General features: G+C 72.6%; 20 protein-coding genes and 1 other RNA gene. 3 read left to right on the top strand and 18 right to left on the bottom strand.

Translation table 11 applies throughout. The annotated features are described in order from the left end of the window. Positions 1-180: 180 nt before the first annotated feature. The 8 genes from Srubr_RS35435 to Srubr_RS35400 form a co-directional block, all read right to left on the bottom strand. Positions 181-1,596: an NAD-dependent malic enzyme gene (locus Srubr_RS35435; RefSeq protein WP_189995951.1), complete on the bottom strand. Its 1,416-nt coding sequence runs from the start codon at positions 1,594-1,596 to the stop codon at positions 181-183. 713 nt (positions 1,597-2,309) lie between these two features. Further along, positions 2,310-4,661, bottom strand: a complete 2,352-nt coding sequence (locus tag Srubr_RS35430) for a HelD family protein (RefSeq protein ID WP_189995952.1) — start codon at positions 4,659-4,661, stop codon at positions 2,310-2,312. 91 nt (positions 4,662-4,752) lie between these two features. Beyond that, the gene (locus Srubr_RS35425; RefSeq protein ID WP_189995953.1) at positions 4,753-5,520 is read right to left on the bottom strand and encodes a zf-HC2 domain-containing protein; all 768 of its coding nucleotides are present in this window, start codon (positions 5,518-5,520) and stop codon (positions 4,753-4,755) included. 62 nt (positions 5,521-5,582) lie between these two features. Continuing rightward, positions 5,583-6,194 (bottom strand): sigma-70 family RNA polymerase sigma factor, encoded by a 612-nt coding sequence (locus tag Srubr_RS35420; protein ID WP_189995954.1) that lies wholly within the window; start codon positions 6,192-6,194, stop codon positions 5,583-5,585. 264 nt (positions 6,195-6,458) lie between these two features. Then, a complete protein-coding gene (locus tag Srubr_RS35415) occupies positions 6,459-7,052 on the bottom strand; it encodes a CGNR zinc finger domain-containing protein (protein ID WP_189995955.1) in 594 nt (197 codons plus the stop codon). 206 nt (positions 7,053-7,258) lie between these two features. Further along, the gene (locus tag Srubr_RS35410) at positions 7,259-8,410 is read right to left on the bottom strand and encodes a uroporphyrinogen-III synthase (RefSeq protein WP_189995956.1); all 1,152 of its coding nucleotides are present in this window, start codon (positions 8,408-8,410) and stop codon (positions 7,259-7,261) included. A gap of 87 nt (positions 8,411-8,497) precedes the next feature. Next, on the bottom strand, positions 8,498-9,868 hold the full coding sequence (locus tag Srubr_RS35405) for a nitrate/nitrite transporter (RefSeq protein WP_189995957.1): 1,371 nt from the start codon (positions 9,866-9,868) through the stop codon (positions 8,498-8,500). 122 nt (positions 9,869-9,990) lie between these two features. Continuing rightward, complete coding sequence (locus Srubr_RS35400) at positions 9,991-10,371, bottom strand: hypothetical protein (protein ID WP_189995958.1); 381 nt, start codon at positions 10,369-10,371, stop codon at positions 9,991-9,993. A gap of 91 nt (positions 10,372-10,462) precedes the next feature. Here Srubr_RS35400 and Srubr_RS35395 point away from each other — a divergent pair, with 91 nt between their 5' ends. After that, complete coding sequence (locus tag Srubr_RS35395) at positions 10,463-10,798, top strand: hypothetical protein (RefSeq protein ID WP_189996027.1); 336 nt, start codon at positions 10,463-10,465, stop codon at positions 10,796-10,798. On the opposite strand, the gene Srubr_RS35390 is transcribed toward Srubr_RS35395, so the two are convergent. Then, on the bottom strand, positions 10,713-11,765 hold the full coding sequence (locus Srubr_RS35390; RefSeq protein WP_189995959.1) for a LysR family transcriptional regulator: 1,053 nt from the start codon (positions 11,763-11,765) through the stop codon (positions 10,713-10,715). The genes Srubr_RS35395 and Srubr_RS35390 overlap by 86 nt on opposite strands. Positions 11,766-11,848: 83 nt before the next feature. Here Srubr_RS35390 and Srubr_RS35385 point away from each other — a divergent pair, with 83 nt between their 5' ends. After that, positions 11,849-13,099: an MFS transporter gene (locus Srubr_RS35385; RefSeq protein ID WP_189995960.1), complete on the top strand. Its 1,251-nt coding sequence runs from the start codon at positions 11,849-11,851 to the stop codon at positions 13,097-13,099. Between the two features lie 39 nt (positions 13,100-13,138). Here the strand turns inward: Srubr_RS35385 and ssrA are convergent. The 5 genes from ssrA to ftsE form a co-directional block, all read right to left on the bottom strand. After that, positions 13,139-13,508, bottom strand: a transfer-messenger RNA (tmRNA) gene (gene ssrA / locus Srubr_RS35380). Between the two features lie 115 nt (positions 13,509-13,623). Continuing rightward, positions 13,624-14,163, bottom strand: coding sequence for an SsrA-binding protein SmpB (gene smpB, locus Srubr_RS35375; protein ID WP_229926716.1), 540 nt, complete (start codon positions 14,161-14,163; stop codon positions 13,624-13,626). Between the two features lie 80 nt (positions 14,164-14,243). Then, a complete protein-coding gene (locus tag Srubr_RS35370) occupies positions 14,244-15,431 on the bottom strand; it encodes a S41 family peptidase (protein WP_189995961.1) in 1,188 nt (395 codons plus the stop codon). A gap of 68 nt (positions 15,432-15,499) precedes the next feature. Beyond that, the gene (gene ftsX, locus Srubr_RS35365; protein WP_189995962.1) at positions 15,500-16,417 is read right to left on the bottom strand and encodes a permease-like cell division protein FtsX; all 918 of its coding nucleotides are present in this window, start codon (positions 16,415-16,417) and stop codon (positions 15,500-15,502) included. 36 nt (positions 16,418-16,453) lie between these two features. Further along, entirely contained in the window at positions 16,454-17,143 is a 690-nt protein-coding gene (gene ftsE / locus Srubr_RS35360) for a cell division ATP-binding protein FtsE (protein WP_030610589.1), read from the bottom strand. Between the two features lie 275 nt (positions 17,144-17,418). Here ftsE and Srubr_RS35355 point away from each other — a divergent pair, with 275 nt between their 5' ends. Next, a complete protein-coding gene (locus Srubr_RS35355; RefSeq protein WP_189995963.1) occupies positions 17,419-17,619 on the top strand; it encodes a hypothetical protein in 201 nt (66 codons plus the stop codon). Between the two features lie 82 nt (positions 17,620-17,701). Here the strand turns inward: Srubr_RS35355 and Srubr_RS35350 are convergent, their stop codons facing one another. The 4 genes from Srubr_RS35350 to Srubr_RS35335 all read right to left on the bottom strand — a co-directional run bounded on the left by Srubr_RS35350 (position 17,702) and on the right by Srubr_RS35335 (position 23,291). Continuing rightward, entirely contained in the window at positions 17,702-18,709 is a 1,008-nt protein-coding gene (locus Srubr_RS35350; RefSeq protein WP_189995964.1) for a hypothetical protein, read from the bottom strand. 301 nt (positions 18,710-19,010) lie between these two features. Continuing rightward, positions 19,011-20,117 carry a peptide chain release factor 2 gene (prfB, locus tag Srubr_RS35345; protein WP_189995965.1) on the bottom strand — a complete coding sequence of 369 codons (1,107 nt, stop codon included), beginning with the start codon at positions 20,115-20,117 and terminating at the stop codon, positions 19,011-19,013. 60 nt (positions 20,118-20,177) lie between these two features. After that, positions 20,178-21,404: a serine/threonine-protein kinase gene (locus Srubr_RS35340; RefSeq protein WP_189995966.1), complete on the bottom strand. Its 1,227-nt coding sequence runs from the start codon at positions 21,402-21,404 to the stop codon at positions 20,178-20,180. Between the two features lie 111 nt (positions 21,405-21,515). Continuing rightward, the gene (locus tag Srubr_RS35335) at positions 21,516-23,291 is read right to left on the bottom strand and encodes a serine/threonine-protein kinase (RefSeq protein ID WP_189995967.1); all 1,776 of its coding nucleotides are present in this window, start codon (positions 23,289-23,291) and stop codon (positions 21,516-21,518) included. Positions 23,292-23,571: the final 280 nt, after the last annotated feature.

Genomic DNA, 23,571 nt, shown 5'->3' with positions numbered 1-23,571 from the left:
GGCGGGAAAGCCAATCCGGCACCCGTAGGAGTCGTGAGAACACCCTGGGGAGTCACACGAAAAGCGCCCGCTCGGCCGTCACCCTAGAGCGCGCCCGGCATCCGGTGGTTCCACGACGCGCCGGTGCGGGGGCCGCCGTGGTGATACTCACAGCCCCCTGCACCGTACGTCACGCCATGGTCAGGCCGTCGCGCCGGCCGCCTTGGCGGCCTCCCGGACCGCCCCGGCCACGGCGCCCGCGACCTTGTCGTTGAAGACGCTGGGGATGATGTAGTTCGGGTTCAGCTCGTCCTCGCTCACCACGTCGGCCAGGGCCTTGGCGGCGGCGAGCATCATCTCGGTGTTGACGGTGCGGGACTGCGCGTCCAGCAGGCCGCGGAAGACGCCCGGGAAGACCAGCACGTTGTTGATCTGGTTCGGGAAGTCGGAGCGGCCGGTGGCCACGACGGCCGCGGTCTGCCGGGCGATCGCCGGGTCCACCTCGGGGTCGGGGTTCGCGAGCGCGAACACGATGGCGCCCTCGGCCATGGCGGCCACGTCGGCGCCGTCCAGGACGTTCGGGGCGGAGACGCCGATGAAGACGTCGGCGCCGCGCACGGCCTCCTTCAGGGTGCCGGTGAGGCCCTCGGGGTTGGTGTTGTCGGCGATCCAGCGCAGCGGCGAGTCGGCCGGGGAGTTCACCAGGTCCTCGCGGCCGGCGTGCACGACACCGTGGATGTCGGCGACGACGGCGTTCTTCACGCCGGCCGCCAGCAGCAGCTTCAGGATGGCCGTACCGGCCGCGCCGGCGCCGGACATGACGACCCGGATGTTCTGGATCGCCTTGTCCGTCACGCGCAGCGCGTTGGTCAGGGCGGCGAGCACGACGATGGCGGTGCCGTGCTGGTCGTCGTGGAAGACCGGGATGTCCAGGGCCTCGCGCAGCCGGGCCTCGATCTCGAAGCAGCGCGGCGCGGAGATGTCCTCCAGGTTGATGCCGGCGAAGCCCGGGGCGATCGCCTTGACGATCTCCACGATCGCGTCGGTGTCCTGGGTGTCCAGGCAGATCGGCCAGGCGTCGATGCCGGCGAAGCGCTTGAAGAGGGCCGCCTTGCCCTCCATCACGGGCAGCGCGGCCTTGGGGCCGATGTTGCCGAGGCCCAGCACGGCGGAGCCGTCCGTCACGACCGCAACGGAGTTGCGCTTGATGGTGAGGCGGCGGGCGTCCTCGGGGTTCTCGGCGATGGCCATGCAGACGCGGGCCACGCCGGGCGTGTAGACCATGGAGAGGTCGTCACGGTTGCGGATGGGGTGCTTAGACGCCATCTCGATCTTGCCGCCGAGGTGCATCAGGAACGTACGGTCGGAGACCTTGCCGAGCGTGACGCCCTCGATGCCGCGCAGCTTCTCGACGATCTCCTCGGCGTGGGCCGTGGAGGTGGCCGCGATGGTGACGTCGATACGGAGCTTCTCGTGGCCGGACGCGGTGACGTCGAGGCCGGTCACCGAGCCCCCGGAGGACTCCACGGCGGTGGTGAGCTGCGAGACGGCCGTTCCGCTCGCGGGCACCTCCAGCCGGATCGTCATCGAGTAGGAGACGCTGGGCGCCGTTGCCATGGCCGACTTCCTCTGCTTTCACCGTGTCGCGAGTTGTGCCGTCCGATCGTCGCACCTACCACTCAGTACGTGGTAGTCGCCCTGGGTTACGGACTTTTTGTTCACGCGACATTCCCTGTGGAGTGCGTGGTTTCGGAAAACTACTTCCACCATACGAGAAACAGCCGGGGGTGGAAAGAGGTCCCCGGGGCAAAGAAAGAGGCCCACGTCACATCTGTGACGTGGGCCTCCCACGCTTATGACACCGACCCGCCATGCTCGCCTCGCGGCAAGTGGTCGCTCGTAGCGACGAAGGTTGGGCCCGGGGGCTTGGATCGGGCCGGTGCCACACCAAGGCTAACAAACCCTCGCCCAGGGCCATTCCCCTCGCGCGGGATTGTTTGGAATCGCCCCCTGAGCAGGGGGCGCGACCGTGCCCGTCCGGCCCCGAGCGGGATCGCGACCGGCCCGTCAGCCCACCCGAGGCGGGACCGGACCATCCCCCGTCAGCCCCTGATCGGGTCCGGGGCCCTGCCCGCCAGTCCCAAGCGGGAGCCCCGGCCCGCGCCCGCCAGTCCCGCGGGAACCACAACCCCGCCCACCGGCCCCCAGCAGGCCCGGGACCACGTCCACCGGCCCCCGAGCAGGACCGGGACCACGTCCGCCGGCCCCCGAGCGAGAGCCTCAGCCCCGCCCGTCAGCCCCCCCCTGAGCGGAAGTCGCGCCCCCGCCCCTCAGTCCCTGAGCAGGTCCGGGACGCCGGTCGCGTCCGGCTCGTCGCGCTGGCCCGAGACCACCGTCAGCTGCTGGGTGGCCCGGGTCAGCGCCACGTACAGCACGCGCAGGCCGGCCGGTGACTCGTCGGCGATCTCCGCGGGCGAGACGACGACCGTCGCGTCGTACTCCAGGCCCTTGGCCTCCAGGCTGCCGAGGGCCACCACCCGGTCGCCCAGCCCGGCCAGCCAGCGCCGGGCCTCCTCGCGCCGGCCCATCGCCACCACCACGCCGACCGTGCCGTCCACCAGGCCCAGCAGCCGCTCGGCCTCCGCGCGCACCGTCCGCTCCAGGGAGTCCGCCACCACGGTGAAGCGCGGCTCCACCCCGGTCGACCGCACGGCGGAGGGGGCCTCGGCGCCGGGCATGGCGAGCGCGAGCACCTTCGCGGCCAGCTCGGCGATCTCGGCCGGGTTGCGGTAGTTCACGGTGAGCTGGAAACGGCGCCTGGGCCGGGTGCCCAGCGCCTCGTCGCGGGCCTCGGCCGCCTCGTCCGGGTCGGACCAGGAGGACTGCGCCGGGTCCCCGACGACCGTCCAGGTGGCCTGCCGGCCGCGGCGGCCGACCATGCGCCACTGCATCGGCGTCAGGTCCTGCGCCTCGTCCACGATGACGTGCGCGTACTCGGTGCGCTCCTGCGCCAGCCGCTCGGCCCGCTCGCGCTGGGTCTCCTCGCGCACCGGCATCAGCTCCTCCAGGCCGGTGAGCTGGTCCAGCGGGTCCAGTTCGCGCTTCTTGCGGGGGCGGGCCGGGGCGCCGAGGATCGCCTGGAGTTCGTCGAGCAGGGCGATGTCGTGCACGGAGAGGCCGTCCCGCCTGAGCGAGCGGGCGACCTTGCGGACCTCACCGGGATTGAGCACCCGCCGGGCCCAGCGGCCGAGCCGCTTCTCGTCGGCCATCGCGGCGAGCACCGTCCGCGGGGTCAGCTCCGGCCACCAGGCGTCGAGGAAGGTCAGGAAGGAGTCCTCGCTCGTGACGTCCTCGTCGAAGGAGGAGCGCAGCTCGGCGGCCAGCTCCGGGTCGGTGTGCCGGGCGGCGGCGCCGGATCGGGCCCACAGGGCGTCCAGCAGCAGCTTGCGGGCGCGCGGGCGGAGCAGGTTGACCGGCGCGGTGCCGGTGAGCGCGGTACGGCGGATACGTTCCAGCTCGTCGGCCTCCAGTTCGAGCCGGCGCCCGAAGGCCACGACGCGCAGCCGGGAGGGCGGGCCGTCGCAGGGCCGGTTCTCGTCGTCCTCGGCGTCGGCCGGGGCGGCCGGGCCCAGTTCCAGGGCGCCCCGGGCGGCCTTGCGCAGCACCTTCAGCATCCGGGAGGAGCCCTTGGCGCGGGCCACGGACGGGGAGTCGTAGACGGTGGCCTCCGCGCCGTCGACGAGGGAGCCGATGGCGCGGATGGCGACCTGGCCCTCCTCGCCGAGCGAGGGCAGCACGCCCTCGGTGTAGGCGACCAGCAGCGGGGTCGGGGAGACGATCAGGATGCCGCCCGCGTAGCGTCTGCGGTCCTGGTAGAGCAGGTAGGCGGCGCGGTGCAGGGCGACGGCGGTCTTCCCGGTGCCCGGCCCGCCCTCCACGTAGGTGATGGAGGCGGCGGGGGCCCGGATGACCAGGTCCTGCTCGGCCTGGATGGAGGAGACGATGTCCCGCATGGTGTGGCCGCGGGCCTGGCCGAGGGCGGCCATCAAGGCGCCGTCGCCGATGACCGGCAGCTCCCGGCCGTCCAGGTACGCCGTCAGCTCCGGCCGCATCAGGTCGTCCTCGACGCCGAGCACCCGGCGCCCCTTGGAGCGGATGACCCGGCGCCGCACCACCCGTCCCGGCTCCACCGGCGTGGCCCGGTAGAAGGGCGCGGCGGCCGGCGCCCGCCAGTCGATGACCAGCGGGGAGTAGTCCTCGTCGAGCACGCCGATACGCCCGATGTGCAGCGTTTCGGCGATGTCGGCGGTGTTGTCCTCGCGCACGGCGCCCTCGGCGGGCTCGACGGCCGTGTAGGCGCCGTCGGGCCCCTTCTTGCCGTCCTTGCCGAGCAGCAGGTCGATCCGCCCGAACAGGAAGTCCTCGAACTCGTTGTTCAGCCGGTTGAGATGGACACCGGCCCGGAAGACCTGGGCGTCCCGTTCGGCGAGCGCGCCGGGGGTGCCGACCTGGCCGCGCTGGGCCGCGTCGTGCATCAGGAACTCGGCTTCGTGGATCTTCTCCTCTAGCCGCCGGTACACCCGGTCCAGGTGTTCCTGTTCGACGCTGATCTCCCGGTCACGGACGGAATCGTGTGCCTCGTGTACCGAGCCGACCGCGGACTGCTGAACCTGAGCGGCCACCTGGCCCCCTTCTGACGTGCTGGGCAGCCGTCAACCGTACGCGAAGAGGACCAGTCGGGGCCACGGGGCGGTCCCCCGGGGCGCGCCCGGGTTACGCGTCGACCTCCACCAGCTTCCGCCCCTCGAACGTCACCACCTCGAAGTGGTCGATCTCGTCGGGCCGGAAGGCCGCCGCCCCGCCGATGTAAAGCGGTTTCCGCGCCTTGTCGGTGTTCGCGTCCGGGATGCCGTACCCCTGGTCGGGCACCGTCCACGACGACATGGTCACGCGTCGGCCGTTCTTGGCGACGAGCACCAGGGAGCACTTCAGCGGGCCCTTGACGTTCTTCAGCTCCAGCACCGCCTGGGTGCCCCACTCCTTGCCGGTCATGGCGACGGTCGCGCTGACCCGCGTCGAGGCGTCCGTGGCGGACCTCCGGTCGGACATGGCGCCGAACACGGACCGGGCCGGCGGCGCGGCGGCCCGCCCGTCCCCGTCGGAGCCGCCGCCGGCCGCGACCGCGGCCAGCGGGCCCGCGATGACCAGGGCCGCCGCGGCGGCGATCATGCAGAGGCCGCGGCGGCGCTTGCGGGCGCGCTGCTCGGCGACCTCGTCCACCAGCTCCGCCACCAGCCGGGAGCCGGGCCGGGCGGCCAGCGACTCGCCGATCGCGGGCGTGCCGCCGGAGCCGGGCAGGTCGGCCAGCGCGGCGAGCACCGGCTCCATCCCGGCCAGTTCGTCCAGTTGCCGGGCGCACCACTCGCAGCCGGCGAGGTGCGCCTCGAAAGCGGTTGCCTCGGCGTCGTCGAGGATCCCGAGGGCGTAGGCGCCCACGGTCTCGTGTTCGCTCGGCACCGGAGATCCCTGGCTGGGGTTCATGGGCCCAGGCATACCCGGACCACCCGGTCCGAATGCCCGCTGCCCCCCGTACCCGCTGCTCATCACGCCGTCACCCCCCGCTCCTCCAGGGCCAGCTTCATCGACCGCAGGGCGTAGAACACCCGGGAACGGACGGTTCCGCTGGGTATGCCGAGGGTCTGGGCCGCCTCGTTGACGGTACGCCCTTTGAAGTACGTCTCGACAAGTACCTCCCGGTGGGCCGGGGTCAGGTCGTCGAGCGCGTCCGACAGCGTCATCAGCCACAGCGCCTTGTCGATCTCGTCCTCCGCGGGGATGACCTCCAGCGGCGACGGATCGACCTCCTGCGGCCGGGCCTGCCGGCTGCGGTGGCCGTCGATGACGATGCGGCGCGCGACCGTCACCAGCCAGGGGCGTACCGAACCGGTCGCCCGATTGAGCCGACCGGCGTTCTTCCAGGCACGGATGAGCGTTTCCTGTACGACGTCCTCGGCGCGCTGCCGGTCACCGGCGACCAGCCGCAGGACGTAGGCGAGCAGCGGACCGGCGTGCTCCCGGTACAGCGCGCGCACCAGTTCCTCGTCCGGCTCCGCGGACGGTGCGGGCACACGGGGTTCCGAGGAGCGTGCGGACAGGCGATGTCGGGCCCTCGCACCACGGTCCTTGGCCACGGCCGCATCCTTGCGCACGCCCACCTCCGGTGTCCGGGGCTTCCCCCAGTCGGTCGCTCGCCCACCGGTACGCAGGGGGGCGGTGGGGTGTTCAAAGCGGAGGGGCGGATTTCCCTGAGGCGAGCCACCGACCGGGACATGCCCGCGCATTTCCACCGCGGGTTCTTCACCCGAGCGGCACGGTCGGGCGCGTTGGCCGCATGGTCAGTAGGTGCGTAGGGTCTGCGGGGATGCCGGTAGGTACGTTCGCATCGCCCGACGTCCGTATGCGGCCTGAACATCCGTGCGTCAGGCGCGGGCGAGCGCGGCCCGCCGCCGGTGCCGGGCGACCCGTTCCCGGTTGCCGCACACCTCGCTGGAACACCAGCGCCGGCGCCGCCCCCGGGAGGTGTCGAGGTACACGAGCGGGCAGTCGTCCCCCGCGCACTGCCGCACCGAGGCCCGCGCGACGGGATCGGTGAGCAGCTCCACGGCGTCCCGGGCGACGACGGCGAGCAGCCCGGCACACCCGGGCGGCACCGCCAACTCCCTTACCAGACACCCGTCTTCCGCGGGCACGGCAACGGGCGCGGGCGGCACGGCCCGGGCGGCCTCGTTGACCCGGGCGAGCGCACCCCCGTACCCGCCGGCCTCGCCACCCAGTAGTACGCGCATCAAGTACCCGATGTCCGCCCGCAGTTCCCGGAAGGCGGCCGGCCAGGAGACGTCCGCGTGCCCGAGCGGCGTCCCGTCCGGCACCAGCCCGGTACCGGTGATCCACGCGCACAACGCGCCCACCCCGTCCAGGCGTTCGCCCGGATGCCGGGTGGCGAGCAGGTCCAGGCACACCCGTCCGGCATCGAACCGCAGCGGGTACGCGGGCGTGCCTCCACCGAGTGCCATGTGCCAGTCACCGCCTAGGCAGAAACCGCGCGCAGGCGTGCACCCCCGCGCACGGACGGCATGCGGGACCACCGCGTCCCGCCTTCTCCACAGTGCCTGGCGGGGGGTTGGGCCGGAAGCCCTCGCGCGGGGAACGGGTCGCCCGCCACGGTCCGGGGTTCCGTGCGCCATGGCGGAATCCCGCGCCGCCGGGCCGTGCCCCGGCCCTACTGGTCCGCGTACTTGGTGTCCGTCGCCGGGTCGAGGGCCAGCCGGTAGCCCCGTTTCACCACCGTCTGGATCAGCTTCGGCGCGCCGAGGGCCGTGCGCAGGCGGGCCATCGCCGTTTCCACGGCGTGTTCGTCGCGGCCCGCGCCGGGCAGGGCCTTGAGCAGGTCCGCGCGCGGGACCACCCAGCCGGGGCGGCGGGACAGGGCGCGCAGCAGGGACATGCCGGCCGGCGGGACCGGCCTGAGCTCGCCGTCGATCAGGACCGCGTGGCCGCGGATCTCCATCCGGTGCCCGGCGACGGGCAACGCGCGGGCGCGGGCCGGGAGTTCCTGGCAGAGCAGCTGCACCAGGGGCCCGAGGCGGAAGCGTTCCGGCTGGACCGTGTCCACCCCGTGGGCCTGGAGGGGCAGCGCGGTGACCGGGCCGACGCAGGCGGGCAGGATGTCGTGGGCCAGCGCCGACAGCAGCTCGCCCAGCAGGCCGCGCTCCTCCGCGCGGGACAGGAGGGAGGCGGCGGCGGGGGCGCTGGTGAAGGTCAGGGCGTCCAGGCCGCGGCCGACGGCCGTGTCCAGCAGACGGTCCAGCGGGCCGGTGTCCTCCGGGGGCATCCAGCGGTAGACCGGCACCGGAAGCACCTCCGCCCCGGCGGCCCGCAGCGACTCCACGAAGCCGGGCAGGGGTTCGCCGTGCAGCTGTACGGCGACGCGGCTGCCGTCGACGCCCTCCTCCAGGAGCCGGTCGAGCACCTCGGCCAGGGACTCCGAGGAGGGCGACCATTCCTCGGTCAGGCCCGCCGCCCGGATCGCGCCTTTGACCTTCGGGCCACGGGCCAGCAGCCGTGCCCCACGCAGCCGTCCCACGAGTTGTTCGCCGAGGCCCCAGCCGTCGGCGGCCTCGACCCAGCCCCGGAAGCCGATGGCAGTGGTGGCCACGACCACGTCCGGCACCCGGTCGATGATCTCCTTCGTGGCGGCGAGCAGCTCGCTGTCGTCGGCGAGCGGCACGATCCGCAGCGCGGGAGCGTGCAGGACGGTGGCGCCGCGCCGCTGGAGCAGGGCGCCCAGCTCCTCGGCCCGGCGCGCGGCGGTGACGCCCACGGTGAACCCGGCGAGGGGTCCGTGCTCGGGTTGCTGCTCTTCGTCGTACATGGGGCTCTCCTAGCTGACCGGCGCGCCGGACGAGCCTGTCAACACTGCGTGACAGGCTCGGTTCGGCTCGATGTCGCCGGTGTTACGTCACACCTCGGCATAGCTGAGCTGGGCCTTCTCCTCGGACGCGGACGCCGTGGCCGGAACCCGCCCGATCGGGCGGCGAAGGTATACGGCCCAGGTGACCACGAAGCAGAGGCCGTAGTAGGCGAGGAACGCGACGAACGCGCCGGTCCCGGAGCCGTACGCGAGGAAGGACTGGCGGAAGGCGAGGTTGATGCCGACCCCGCCGAGCGCGCCGACCGCGCCGATCAGCCCCATGGACGCGCCGGACAGCCGCCGGCCGTGGGCCACGGCCGCCTCGCCCTTGAGCCCCCGGGCCAGCGCCTTGGCCTGGAAGATGCCGGGGATCATCTTGAACGTCGATCCGTTGCCGAGCCCGCTGAGCACGAACAGCACGACGAACACGGACACGAACAGCGGCAGCGACTTCTGCATGCCGGCGACGATGAGTACGGCGGTGGCGGCGGCCATGCCGACATAGTTCCACAGGGTGATCCGGGCGCCGCCGTAGCGGTCGGCGAGCCAGCCGCCGAGGGGACGGATGAGGGAGCCGAGCAGCGGGCCGATGAAGGTGAGGTAGGCCGCCTGGAGCGGGGTCCGGCCGAACTGGATGGTCAGCACCTGGCCGAAGGCGAAGCTGTAGCCGATGAAGGAGCCGAAGGTGCCGATGTAGAGCACGGCCATGATCCAGGTGTGGCCGTCCCGGGCGGCGTCCTTGGCCGCGCCGGTGTCGTTCTTCACCGAGGTCAGGTTGTCCATGAACAGCGCGGCACACACGGCGGCGACGACGATCAGCGGAATGTAGACGCCGAGCAGCACGCGCGGGCCGCCGCTCGCGCCGATGACGGCGAGCGCGGCGAGCTGGATGACGGGGACGCCGATGTTGCCGCCGCCCGCGTTGAGCCCGAGCGCCCACCCCTTCTTCCGCAGGGGGAAGAAGGCGTTGATGTTGGTCATGGAGGAGGCGAAGTTGCCGCCGCCGATCCCGGCCAGCAGGCCCACCAGGAGGAACGTGGAGAAGGACGTGCCCGGCTCCATCACCGTGAACGCGGCGACGGTCGGGACGAGCAGCAGACTCGCCGAGATGACCGTCCAGTTCCGGCCGCCGAAGACGGCCACGGCGAAGGTGTACGGCACCCGGACGACCGCGCCGACCAGCGTGACCACCGAGGTCAGCAGGAACTTGTCGGCGGGGGTCAGCCCGTACTCGGGGCCCATGAACAGCACCAGCACGGACCACAGGGTCCACACCGAGAACCCGATGTGCTCCGACAGCACGGAGAACCACAGGTTCCGGCGGGCGATCCGCTCCCCGGTCGCGTTCCAGAACCCCTCGTCCTCCGGGTCCCAGCGCTCGATCCAGCGGCCTCGACGGGTTGGGGCTGGGGCTGTCATCACGCCTCCACGGTGCTCCGGCTGCTCGGTCTGCCGACCACTGACTCGGTTGACTCGGTCCGAAGGTAGGAAGGGCGCGTTTCCGCCCTGTGGCAGCGGGTGACCGGAAGGGAACGTTGCTCTCACTCGGGCGGGGGCCGGCCGGTGAGGGCGCCCGACCTGTCCTTGCGGTTCCCGCCCACCTCGAACCACAGGAGCTTCCCCGCGCCCCGGTCCGGCGGGCCGCCCCCGACGGCCCACCCTCCCCACGCGTCGGCGCAGTGCGGTACGAGCCCCAGCCCGCGCCCGCTCGCGGCGTCCGCCGGGGGCGATGGCACCCGGTCCCGGGGCGGCTCCCCGAAGGGCGCGGGCGCGACAAGGACCGGCTCACCGCGCTCGTCGTTTCCGCCGCCGAACGGCTGCGCTCCGGCGGTGACGTATCCCTCGGCGTCTATCCGGAGCGCCCGGCCTTCCTGTCCCTGGCCGTCGTGACCTGCTCCCCCGACCACGCCATCGGCGCCCATCCCCGCCCGGCATCCCGGAGAACGGGGCTGACCCTCTGGATCTGCTCAAGTGGTTTGGAGGGCGCCGCTCACCGGAGCGAGCATGATCCATATGAAGGGACTCGCGGGATTCGGCAAGAAGCAGGACTGTGTGCTCGTCATCCGGGACGCCGATGTCGTGCTGGAGGCGTTGCGGGAGGCTCTGGACGGGGCTCCGGATCAGGAGCGGGCCGGGCTGGAGCGGGCCCTCGCCGTGGCCGGGGGTGTCGCCGGGGCGGACGAGGGGGCGCTGCGGGCCGCGTGGGTGCGGGAGCGGCTCGCCGGGGTCGGGTTCGCCGGGGACATCGGCTCCGTCGCCGCGGTCAAGGCGCTGCGCCAGGCCGAGCCGGACCTGAGTCTGCTCGCGGCCGTCCAGTTGCAGCGGGACGCGGTCGCCCACCCGGTGTGATACCGGCCTGCATGGTCTCCTCGTCCTCGGCCGGGAGCCAGCCGTCGGCCGGGCGGCGCAGCCAGCCCGCCGACCGGGCGGTCCGCTCCGCCGCGCGTCTCAGGGCCGTCAGGCCGGGGTGGACCAGGCCCCTGCGCCAGACCAGGGAGACGGGGGACAGCGGGACGGGGGCCACGAGGGGGCGGCGGACCGCGCCGGGCATGGGCGGGAAGTCCACCACCGCCAGGACCGGGTTCCCGGTCTTCGCCATGACGCGGGCGAACTCCTCGTCGCCGACGGCCATCGGCAGCGGTGGCGCCAGCCGCACGCCCCGGCCCTCGAACAGGCGCAGGGCCAGGTCGGTCCACTCCCGGGTGCGAGGGTTGCCCGCGCCGGCGTACACCGTCTCCCCGGCCAGCGCGGACAGCGGGACCTCGGGCAGGGATGCCAGCGGGTGGTCCTCGGGCAGGACGACGGCCATCGGCTCGTACCGCACCGGCTGCTGCGCGAGGCCGGAGCGGAGCGCCGGGTCGAGTCCGGCGAAGCGGCCGAAGGAGACGTCCAGGCGGCCGGCCAGCAGATCGGCGGCGGCGCCGGTGAGACCGCTCTCGTAGCGGGCCATCAGCTCGCAGTCGGGGGCGAGTTCGCGGGCCCGGTACAGCACCCGGCGGCCGGTGGCCAGGCCCGGCGAGTTCAGGTCGACCAGCAGGGGGCGGGCCTGCCCGGCGGCGAACGCGGCGAGCAGGTCGTCCTGGGCGGCGAGGACCCGGCGCGCGTGCGGCAGCAGCCGCTCGCCGTCGGGGGTGAGGGTGACCTGCCGGGTGGTGCGTACGAACAGCTCCGCGCCCAACTCCCTCTCCAGGCGCCGTACATCGCGGCTGAGCGCCTGCTGGGCGACGTAGAGGCGGGCCGCGGCCCGGGTGAAGTGCAGGTCCTCCGCCACGGCCACGAAGGCGCGCAGCAGGCGCGGGTCCAGGGATGCGGGCATGCCGCGAATCTACAACGCGGGTGCGTCAATCGGCGCCGCGCAGGTGTTGGACCCGGTGATCCGCTCCGGGTGACCGTGGGGGCATGCCTCAATCGACCACCCAGGAACGCCGGATACGCAAGAGAACCACTGGACTCTCCGGGTACCGGCGACTGTTCGGGCTCCCCGGTGCCCGTGCCTTCACCGCCGGCAATCTCCTCGCCCGCCTTCCCATGGGCATGTTCAGCGTGAGCGCGGTCGTGATGATCGCCGGTACCCGGGGCTCGTACGCCCTCGCCGGTGCCGTCACCGCGACCGGGCTCGCGGCGACCGCGGTGGCCGGGCCCTTCGTCGCCCGGCTGGTGGACCGGCACGGGCAGGCCCGCATCGCGCTGCCGGCCACGGTCGTCTCCGTGCTCGGCAGCCTCGCGCTGCTGCTGTGCGTCCGCCGCGACGCCCCCGACTGGACCCTCTTCGCGGCCTACGCCTGCACCGCGACCACCCCAAACATCGGCGGCCTCTCCCGCGCCCGCTGGGCCCATCTGCTGCGGGACGATCCCGGCGCGCTGCACACGGCGAACGCGTTCGAGCAGGCCGCGGACGAGCTGTGCTTCATGCTCGGGCCGGTCCTCGCCTCCTTCCTGGCCGGGACGTTCTTCCCGGAGGCGGGCACGCTCACGGGGGCGGTGCTGCTGCTCGCCGGGATGCTGCTGTTCACCGCCCAGCGGGCGACCGAGCCGCCGCCTTCGGCCCGGTCCCAGGCGCCGTCGCCGCTGCGCAGCCCGGGTATCCCGGCGCTGCTGGTCTGCTTCACGGCGACCGGAGCCGTGTTCGGTTCCATGGAGGTCGTCACCCTCGCCCACGCCGACGCGCAGGGGCACCGCGCGGCGGCCGGCGCGGTGCTCGCGTTCCAGGCGGCGGGCTCGTGCGCGGCGGGGCTGGCCTACGGGGCGTACGGGACGTCCGGACCGGCCGGGCCCCGGCTCGTCCGGTGCCTGGCGGCGATGGCCGCCCTGATGGCGCTGCCCTGGGCGGCGGCCGGCACCGGCTCGCTCGTGGTGCTCGCCGGTGCGCTGCTGGTCGCGGGCATGGCGACCGCGCCGACCATGGTGACGGCGATGGCGCTGGTGCAGCGGCGCACCCCGGCCGGCCGGCTGAACGAGGGCATGAGCCTGATGGTGACCGGGCTGCTCGCCGGGATCGCCTGCGGCACGGCGGCGGGCGGCTGGGCGGCCGAGCGCCTCTCCCCCGGCACCGCCTTCGCCGTACCGGCCGCGGCGGCCTTCCTGGCCCTGCTCTTCGGCGTGGCGGGCGGGCGGGAGCGGGCAAGGCGAAGGCCCCGCCACCAGGAGTGACGGGGCCTTGCCCACATGGGGTCGGCCCCCTGAGGGGCCTCGTGGAGATGGCGGGAATCGAACCCGCGTCCAACGGTGCGGAACCAGGGCTTCTCCGTGTGCAGTCCGCTGCGATTTTCTCGGCCCCGGAGATCACGCGGACAAGTCTCCGACGGGCTCAGTCACTGTTTGATTTCCCTCTACACCCCGTGACCGGGTCTAGAGGTTTAGTTCCCTAGCTGATGCCAGGATCCGGGTCGGGAACAGCCCCGGGCTGACACTTCGCAAGTCGCTACTTAGGCAGCGAGGGCGAAGGAATCGCGCTTGGTGTTGGCGATTATTTTTTGCGACATATGGTTTACGAGATCATTGCCGCTTCCTCGACACGCTTCCCCTGCTTCGACAGCCGCTGTCGAAACCGATCATCCCCATGTTGATTTCTCAAGGTGCGCACCCACTGCGAGGTGCAGGTGCCATCGTACGGGAACAACGCGGGCCGATGCCAGCCTATTCCCGTCGGACGGCCGGTCCCGTGGGCCGGCCGGCTAGACGCCGCGCTGCCGGCGCTTCGCGGCCGCGATCGCCCGGGCCGCCTCCCGCCGGTCCTGCTGCTCGCGCAGCGTCTGCCGCTTGTCGTACTCCTTCTTGCCCCGCGCGAGAGCGATCTCGGCCTTCGCCCGGCCGTCCTTGAAGTAGATGGCGAGGGGCACGATCGTGTGTCCCGTCTCCTGGGACTTCGACTCCAGCTTGTCGATCTCCGCGCGGTGCAGCAGCAGCTTGCGCTTGCGGCGCGCGGAGTGGTTGGTCCAGCTGCCCTGGTGGTACTCGGGGATGTGGGCGTTGTGCAGCCACGCCTCGCCCCGGTCGATGTGGACGAAGCCGTCGGTCAGCGAGGTGCGTCCCTCGCGCAGCGACTTGACCTCCGTGCCCATGAGCACGAGCCCGGCCTCGAAGGTGTCGATGATCGCGTAGTCGTGCCGGGCCTTCTTGTTCTGGGCGACGATCTTGCGCTTGCCGCCCTTCTCGCCGTCCCTGGCCTTGGCGGCCCCGCCGTGCTTGGGCTGGGACTCCTTCGGTACGTACATTCCCTTGCTCATAGTGCCGCCATTTTCGCACCACACAGGGGTGGTGAGTACAGCCGATTACGCGTGGGCGCGCGGCGTGGCTACGACGGGTCGCCCAGCCCGGTGAGCACCGTACGGGCCCGGGTCAGGGCCTGGTCCGGGCCCGCCTCCAGGTCGGGGGTGATGCCCCGGCCGTCGACGGTGTGCCCGGACGGGGTGCGGTAGTGGCCGACGGTCAGCTCGGCCACCGAGCCGTCGGGCAGCTTCACCGGCATCTGGACGGAGCCCTTGCCGAAGGTGCGCGACCCGATCACCACCGCGCGCCCCCGGTCCTGGAGGGCGCCGGTGAGCAGTTCGGCCGCGCTCATGGTGCCGCCGTCGACGAGGACGACCAGGGGCCGGGCGGTGTCGCCGCCCGGGTCGGCGTGCAGGGCGCGCTGGGCGCCGTCGACGTCGTAGGTGGCGACCAGGCCGCCGTCCAGGAAGGCGGAGGCGGTGGACACGGCCTCGGTGACCAGGCCGCCGGAGTTGCCGCGCAGGTCGAGGATGGTGCGGCCGTCGGCGGGGGCGGTGCGCAGGGCCGCGCGGACCGCGTCGGCGGAACCCTTGGTGAACGCGGAGACCTTCACGGCGGTGACCGCGCCGGGCAGCCGGCGCACGGTCACGGGGTCGGTGGACAGCTTGGCCCGGCGCAGGGTCCTGGTCCACGCGCGGGTGCCCCGCTCCAGGCCGAGCGTGACCGTCGTACCGGCCGGGGCGCCCGCCGTGCCGTCGCCGCGCGTGTCACCGCGCAGCAGGGCGATCACCTCGGTGACCGGCCGGCCGTCGGTCTTGTGGCCGTCGACGCTGCGCAGCCGGTCGCCGGCCCGGATCCCGGCGCCGGCGGCGGGCGAGCCGGGCCGCACCCGGGTGACCTCGATCCGGCCGTCCGGCTCCTGCCGCGCCCACAGGCCGACGCCGGTGTAGCGGCCGTCGAGCGCGTCCTGGAACTCCTCGAACTCACCCTCGGAGTAGACCGCGGCCCAGCGGTCGCCGCTGCGGCTGACGGCCCGTTCGGCGGCCTCCGTCGGGGACTTGCCGGCGGCCATCGCCGCGGCGGCGGCCTCCCGTACGGCCTCGGACCGGCCGGCCGGGTCCGCCGGCGCGGCGACGGCCCTGCGCTGGGGGGCGCGGGGCCCCGGGAAGGCGTCGGTGGCGGCGCCGGCCCCCAGCACTCCGGCGAAGACCAGTGTCAGGGCGGCACCGCGGCGGACGCGGCGGGGACTACAGAGGGGGTCACGGCCTGACATGGCGGTGAGTCTAGGACAAGGCGAAGGGCCGCACGGACTGTTGCCCGTACGGCCCTTCTTGGTGTGCGTCACACCTTCAAGTACTTGCGGAGCGCGAAGAACGCCGCCAGGGACGGCATCAGCACGCTGGTCGCCAGGATCAGCGGCAGCTTGGTCAACACCGCGTCCCAGCCCACGAAGTTGATGAGGGTCAGCTTGTGGGAGAGGTCCATGCCGTGGTCGATGGTGAAGTACCGGCCGAGCACGAGGGCCACACAGGCCAGGCCGCCGCCGATGAGTCCGGCGACCGCGGCCTCGGCGATGAACGGCGCCTGGATGTAGAAGCCCGAGGCACCGACCAGGCGCATGATGCCGGTCTCGCGCCGGCGGCTGAACGCCGAGACGCGCACGGTGTTGACGATCAGCAGCAGGGCGACGATCAGCATCATCGCCATCACGCCGAGCGCGCCCCGGTTCATCAGGTTCAGCAGCTGGAAGAGGTTGTCCAGGATGCCCTTCTGGTCCTGCACCGACTGCACGCCGTCCCGCCCGTTGAACGCGCTCGCGATCACCTGGTACTTCTGCGGGTCCTTGAGCTTGATCCGGTACGACTCCTGCATCTGGTCCGGCGTCAGCGAGCCGGCCAGCGGGGAGTTGCCGAACTGCTCCTTGTAGTGCTTGTACGCCTCGTCCTGGGACTCGTAGGTCACGTTCTCGACGACCGGCATCTGCTTCAGGTCCGCGAGGATCTGCTTCTTCTGGTCCTCGGTGACCGCGCCCTTGGCGCAGTGCACGTCGTTCTCCGCGTCGTGCTTGTTGCACAGGAAGATCGAGACGTTGACCTTGTCGTACCAGTAGCCCTTCATGGTGCTGACCTGGTCGCTCATCAGCAGCGAGCCGCCGAACAGGGCCAGGGACAGGGCGACGGAGACGATGACGGCGAAGGTCATCGTCAGGTTGCGGCGGAGACCGACACCGATCTCCGACAGGACGAACTGGGCGCGCATGGCTACTTCTTCAGGCCTTTCGGGAACTGGGTGCGGTCAGTGCTGGTAGCCGTAGACGCCGCGGGCCTGGTCGCGGACGAGGCGGCCCTTCTCCAGCTCGATGACGCGCTTGCGCATCTGGTCCACGATGTTCTGGTCGTGCGTCGCCATGATGACGGTGGTGCCCGTCCGGTTGATCCGGTCGAGCAGCTTCATGATGCCGACGGAGGTCTGCGGGTCGAGGTTGCCGGTGGGCTCGTCGGCGATGAGCAGCTTGGGCCGGTTGACGAACGCGCGCGCGATGGCGACGCGCTGCTGTTCACCGCCGGACAGCTCGCCGGGCCTCCGGTCCTCCTTGCCGCCGAGCCCGACGAGGTCGAGCACCTGCGGCACGGACTTGCGGATCTCGCCGCGGGACTTGCCGATCACCTCCTGGGCGAAGGCCACGTTCTCCGCGACCGTCTTGTTCGGCAGCAGCCGGAAGTCCTGGAAGACGGTGCCCAGCTGGCGGCGCATCTGCGGCACCTTCCAGTTGGACAGGCGCGCGAGGTCCTTGCCGAGCACGTGCACCTGGCCGTGGCTGCACCGCTCCTCGCGGAGGATGAGCCGCAGGAAGGTGGACTTTCCGGAGCCGGAGGACCCCACGAGGAAGACGAACTCGCCCTTCTCCACCTCCAGGGAGACATCCCTGAGTGCGGGGCGGGTCTGCTTGGGGTAGACCTTGGAGACGTTGTCGAATCGGATCACGGATGCACCACGGGTCGCCGGGGGTAGATGAGCGTGACCATACGCGAACCGGGTGCGCAAGCGCAGGCGCAGGTTGAGGTTGGGCAAGACTTGTACGTTTTTGTACCTCCCGGTGTCCGTACCCCCCGCCTGCGCCCGCGTGCGGGCCCCGCGCACGCTCCGCGGGAACCTGGCACAGTGGAAGAAGGAAGACGAAGGGCGACGGGAGCGCCGGGGAACGTTCCCGCTCCCGTGAGCGTTGTACATGTGATGGCCGGTGCAAGGAGGGCGAGCGCATGACGTACGACCGGTTGGTGTGCGCGAACTGCGCGGCGCCCGTGAGCGAGGGCCGGTGCCCGGTGTGCCGTGCCAACCGCGAGCGACTGCAGCAGGAGGGCTTCTTCGGGGGCCTGAACGGGCTGAACCCGATGGCGCTGATCGCGCTGCTGGCGGTGCTGATCGCCGCGGTGGCGCTGCTGGCGCACCAGACGGTGTGAAAACGCCGCAAGGGCCCGGAGCGCCAGGCTCCGGGCCCTTGCGTGTACGCCGTGCGTGCGGTGCGTGAGCGCGGGGTCACGCTCAGGCCGCGGCGCCGCTCCGGCCGCTGACCAGGCGCGGCAGCATGCGGAAGCCGATACCGCCGGCGATCATCGTCGCGGCGCCGACGAGCAGGAACGCGGTCTGACCGGCACCGGTCTCGGCGAGCTGCTTGTCACCGCCCTGGGCCACGGTGTCGGAGCCGGTGTCGGTCAGCGCCGAGGAGCCGGCGTCCTGCGGGACGGTGTTGTTGCCGCCGCCGTTGGGCGTGGTGTTGTTGCCGCCGGTGCCGGTGGAACCGCCGGTGGTACCGGTGCCGCCGTCGGTGGAACCACCGGTGGAGCCGGAGCCGCCCGTGGTACCGGTGGTGCCGGTGCCGCCGTCGGTGCCGGTGTCACCGCCCGAGTTGCCGCCGTTGCCGTTACCGCCGCTGTTGCCGCCGTTGCCGTTGCCGCCGGAGTTGCCGTTGCCGCCGTTGCCGTTGCCACCCGAGTTGCCGTTACCGCCGTCGGTGGAACCGCCCGTGCCGGGGCCACCGTTCGTGGAGGTGTCACCACCGGTGCTCGGGCCACCGTTCGTGGAGGTGTCACCGCCCGTGCTCGGGCCACCGTTCGTGGAGGTGTCACCACCGGTGCTCGGGCCACCGTTCGTGGAGGTGTCACCACCGGTGCTCGGGCCACCGTTCGTGGAGGTGTCACCGCCCGTGCTCGGGCCACCGTTCGTAGAGGTGTCACCGCCCGTGCTCGGGCCACCGTTCGTAGAGGTGTCACCACCGGTGCTCGGGCCACCGTTCGTAGAGGTGTCACCGCCCGTGCTCGGGCCACCGGACGTGGGGCCGCCGTCGGTGCAGATGGCGATCGGGCAGTCGTCGCCGCCCCCGCCGGTGTCCTCGCCGTCGGCGCCGACACCGCTCACGCCGAGGCTGATCGGACCCGCCTGGACATCGAGGTCCAGGGCGGAAGCCGCGCCCGCCGCGGTCAGCGAGGCACCGGCCGCGATCACGGCGCCGGCGGCTATCCGCGCGACCCGGATCCGCGTCTTCTTCGTCATATGGTTGCTACCCCCAGTAGCTGTTCGTCAATGAGGCGGCGCATGGGCGGGCGTGCCGTGATCGACGGAGGCAGCTGGTGACGAAGAGTGCGTCAACTCGATCCCCCGGTTCACATGCGCCCCGCGAGTACGCATGCCGCCGCCCCACCCTTCCGATTTTTCATAGCAACGTCAAGGGCGTTGCGGGCGCATTGTCCGATGGGGTGGCGTTTACGGGGAATTGAAGCCTGTGAGTGTGATGTAGAACCCGGACAAAACAACAACTGCCGCCCATCGGACGGCAGTTGTCATGTCGACAAAGTTACTTCTCCTGCTGCTTGCGCCAGCGAATACCGGCCTCCAGGAACCCGTCGATCTCGCCGTTGAACACGGCCTCCGGGTTGCCCACCTCGTGCTCGGTGCGCAGGTCCTTGACCATCTGGTAGGGGTGCAGCACGTACGAACGCATCTGGTTGCCCCAGGAGTTGCCGCCGTCGCCCTTGAGGGCGTCCATCTTGGCCTGCTCCTCCTGGCGGCGCCGCTCCAGCAGCTTGGCCTGGAGGACGTTCATCGCGGTGGCCTTGTTCTGGATCTGCGACCGCTCGTTCTGGCAGGAGACCACGATGCCGGTGGGCAGGTGGGTGATGCGGACGGCGGAGTCGGTCGTGTTGACGCCCTGGCCGCCGGGGCCGGAGGAGCGGTAGACGTCGATCCGCAGGTCGGACTCGTCGATCTCGACGTGGTCGGACTGCTCGACGACCGGCAGCACCTCGACGCCCGCGAAGGACGTCTGGCGGCGGCCCTGGTTGTCGAAGGGCGAGATGCGCACCAGGCGGTGCGTGCCCTGCTCGACGGAGAGGGTGCCGTAGGCGTACGGCGCCTGCACGGCGAAGGTGGTCGACTTGATGCCGGCCTCTTCGGCGTACGACGTCTCGATCAGCTCCGTCTTGTAACCGCGCTGCTCGGCCCAGCGCAGGTACATCCGCTGGAGCTTCTCGGCGAAGTCGGCCGCGTCGACGCCGCCGGCCTCGGCGCGGATGTTGACGAGCGCCTCACGGGAGTCGTACTCCCCGGACAGGAGGGTGCGCACCTCCATCTCGTCCAGCGCCTTCTTCACCGAGGCCAGCTCGGACTCGGCCTCGGCGCGGGTGTCCGGGTCGTCCTCCTCCTCGGCCATCTCGAAGAGGACCGCGAGGTCGTCGATCCGGCCGCGCAGCGCCTCCGCCTTCCTGACCTCGGCCTGGAGGTGGGAGAGCTTGCTGGTGATCTTCTGCGCCTCGTCCGGGTTGTCCCACAGGGACGGGGCCGCCGCCTGCTCCTCAAGCACGGCGATATCTGCCCTCATCTTGTCGAGGTCCAGGACGGCCTCGATCGACTCCATGGTCGAGGAGAGGGACTTCAGCTCTTCGGATACATCGACGACTGCCACGCCTTCCAGCGTAACGGCTGTGGCAAGCGTCCTCGGCCGGGTCGCGTCCGCCCCCGTCTCTCAGGGGGCCGACGTGCTGTGCGTGTCCTGGGGCGCCTGGTCGTCCCCGTCGGCGGAGGCGAACCACGCGCCGACGCCCACGGCCGCCGCCACCAGCACCCCGGCCACGCCCAGGGTCACCCGGCGCCGCCGCACCGCGGCCCGGTGACGGGCCGAGCCCGGGCGGGGCGCGCCGGCGGCCCGGGGCACGCGGGCGGTCCCGTGGGCGCCGCCGGCCAGCTCGTCCGGCGCGGGCACCCGCATCGACGTGTGGGTGTCCCGGTTGGAGTCCGGCCGGGCGCCGGGGACCAGGGACACCGCGCCGCGCCGCCGTACCGGCTCGGCCTCCGGGGCGGCCGCCGGCGCGGGCTCCCCGGCCTCCTCCTCGGCGGGGTCCGGCTCGTCCACCTCCAGCGGCGGCAGCCCGGCCAGCGTGGGCAGCTGCTCGCGCAGCCGGGCCGCGAGCTCCGAGGCGCGCAGCCGGGAGGCCGGGGCCTTGGCCAGACACTGGACGAGGAGCTGCCACAGCTCCTCGGGGATGCCGGGCAGCGGGACGACGGTCTCGGTGACGTGCCGGCGCAGCACCGCGCCGGGGTGCCCGCCACCGAAGGGCGTGAAGCCGGCCAGCAGCTCGTACAGGACCGTCGCCAGGGCGTAGATGTCCACGGCGGCGCGCGGCGGCAGACCCTCCACGATCTCCGGGGCCAGGTAGTCCGGGGTGCCGATGATCTTCGTGGCGCGGGTCCGCTTGGGCGAGTCGATCAGCTTGGCCACGCCGAAGTCGGTGAGCAGCGCGGGGTGGGCGCCGCCCGGTCCGAGCGGGCCCTGCATGTCGAGCAGCACGTTCTCGGGCTTGACGTCCCGGTGGACGACCCCGGCCGCGTGGGCCGCGGCCAGCGCGTCGGCGACGTCGGCGACGATCGCGACGGCCGCCTCGGGGGCGAGCCGCCGCTCCCGCTCCAGCCGGGTGCGCAGGTCGGTGCCGCGCACCAGGTCCATGACCAGGGCCAGGTCGTTGCCGTCGACCACCAGGTCCCGCACGGTGACGATGCGCGGGTGCTCCAGGCCGAGCAGCGCGGTGCGCTCCTGCACGAAGCGTCCGACGAGCTCCTGGTCGGAGGCGAGGTCCTCGCGCAGCAGCTTGATGGCGACGGGGCCGTCCGGTCCCTCGCCCAGCCACACCGTCCCGGCGCTCCCCCGCCCCAGGATCTGGTTCGCGGTGTACCGGCTGCCGATCTTCCGTGCCAAGACTGCTCCTACAGACGCGTGTTGTCGTTAAAACTACGCGTCCGGCGAGCCAACCTTCTCCGCGGAGGCGGAAATCACCCGGCAGGTGTCGACAAATCTCCAACCTGACGGTCAGTTCCCGGAGGAGCCGCCCAGGTCGTCGATCCAGCCGCCCACCTTGCCGGCCCAGTCGGTCAGCTGGTCCCAGTAGCCCTTGCCGGTGCCGATCCAGTCCTGGAGCGGGGTCAGCTCCCAGATCAGCCAGCTGACGACGATCAGGATGACGATCGTGAACAGGCAGCCCTTCAGGCAGCCGAGCCCGGGGATCTTCATCGGATTGGCGCTGCGCTGCCGCGGCGCCCGGGGCTCGCGCGCGGGCCGCTGCGGCTCGGGCGGGGCGGGCGGCGCGTACCGCTGCGGCTGCTGGGGCTGCGGCGGCTGGGGCGTGGCGTACCGCTGGGGCTGCTGCTGCGGGTAGCCGTGGCCCGGTGCCTGCTGCGGGCGCTGCCGGCCGCGCGGCTGGGGCTGCTGCGGGCGGGGCTGGGGGGCCGGGCGCGGCTGCTGCTGGGGCCGGGGGGCGACCTGCCGCTGGGGGCGGCGGCGCAGCGGGTCCTCGTCCGGGTCCAGGTACCGGATCTGCGTCTGCTCGTTGCGGTCGCGGGCGGCGCGCAGCTGGTTCTGCCAGGGGTGCGGCTGCTCGGGCTGCTGCCCCTGCGTGCCGTGCTGTCCCTGCGCGCCGTGCTGTCCCTGCTGGTTCGGCGGGACCGGCGGCAGGACGGCCGTGGGATCCGCGGCGCCCCGGTTCGGCAGCACGGCCGTGGGGTCCGCCGCACCCGTGTTCGGCAGTACGGCGGTGGGGTCGGCGGCGCCGGCCGGGCCGTCGGTGTGCGGCAGCACGCTGGTCGCGCCGTTCGGGTCGTACACCCCCGACGGCGCGTTCGCCGGCAGCACCTGGGTGGGATCGGCGGCGCCGGGCGCGTCCGGGACGGCGGTCGGGGCCGGGTCGGGGGCGAGGAGCGCGCCGACGCCGTCGGCCGCGGCGATCTGCGCGGCGTTCGCGTGCACGCCGACGCCCTCGGCGACGACCCGCAGGGCCCGCGCGAGGTTCTCGGCGCCGGGCCGTTCGTCCGGGTTCTTGCGCAGGCAGCGCTCTATGACCGTCCACAGCGGGTCCGGGACGGTGGAGGGGCGGCGCGGCTCGGCGCTCAGGTGCTGGTGCAGCACCTCCAGGGCGGTGGAGCCGGCGAACGGCGGGCGGCCGGTGACCAGCTCGTACAGCAGGATGCCGGCGCCGTAGACGTCCACGGCGGAGGTCTGCGGGCGGCCCTCGGCGGACTCCGGGGCGACGTAGGCGGGGGTGCCGACGAACTCGTGGGTGCGGGTCAGGCCCGGGGAGTCGGCGAGGCGGGCGATGCCGAAGTCGGTCAGCATCGGGTGCATCTCGCCGTCCTGCTGCATGAGCAGCACGTTGGCGGGCTTCAGGTCGCGGTGGACGACGCCGTCGGCGTGGCTCGCGGCGAGGGCGTCGGCGATCTGCGCGGTCAGCAGGGCCGCGGCGACCGGGGTCAGGGGGCCGTTCTCGCGCAGGTAGCGGTGCAGGTCGGGACCGTCGACCAGGTCCATGACCAGGGCCAGCAGGTCGCCCTCCACGACCAGGTCGCGGACCCGGACGATGTTCGGGTGGGTGAGCCGGAGCAGTACGGAGCGCTCGCGCAGGAAGCGCATCACGATGTCCGGATCGCTCGCCAGCTCCTCCTTGAGGACCTTGATCGCGACCGTCTCTCCCGGCTGTCCGGGCACGGCGGCCTCGGCGCCCGCCGTCTCGCGCTGGCGGGCACGCCAGACAGTGCCTGTGGCGCCGCGTCCGAGCGGCTCCTCAAGCAGGTACTTGCTGCCGACTGGCCGCACGTCACGCGCTCCCTGCTGGTTGCTGTCGCTTGCTTCCGGTGCATCCGGTCCCCGGTGTCCCGAGGGCCCGGTGCCCCGCTGTTCCGCCCCACTGTAGTGCCGTGCTACGGGGCACCACCCCCGCGTTCCCGGGCATCCCCGGGGCGCTCGGGGCGGGGTTCGACGGAAAGACGCCGGTCGCGGTCCTCCGGTTGCCCGGTGCCGGACGTGACCGATCTCAACTGATCGCCGGCGGGGTCCGGGTCCGGCACTTTTGGGGGCAGAGCCGACCAATCAAGAT

This window comes from Streptomyces rubradiris (assembly GCF_016860525.1).
GTDB lineage: Bacteria > Actinomycetota > Actinomycetes > Streptomycetales > Streptomycetaceae > Streptomyces > Streptomyces rubradiris.
Note: the sequence above shows the minus strand (reverse complement) of the source record. Positions and strands in the feature narration are given on the sequence as shown.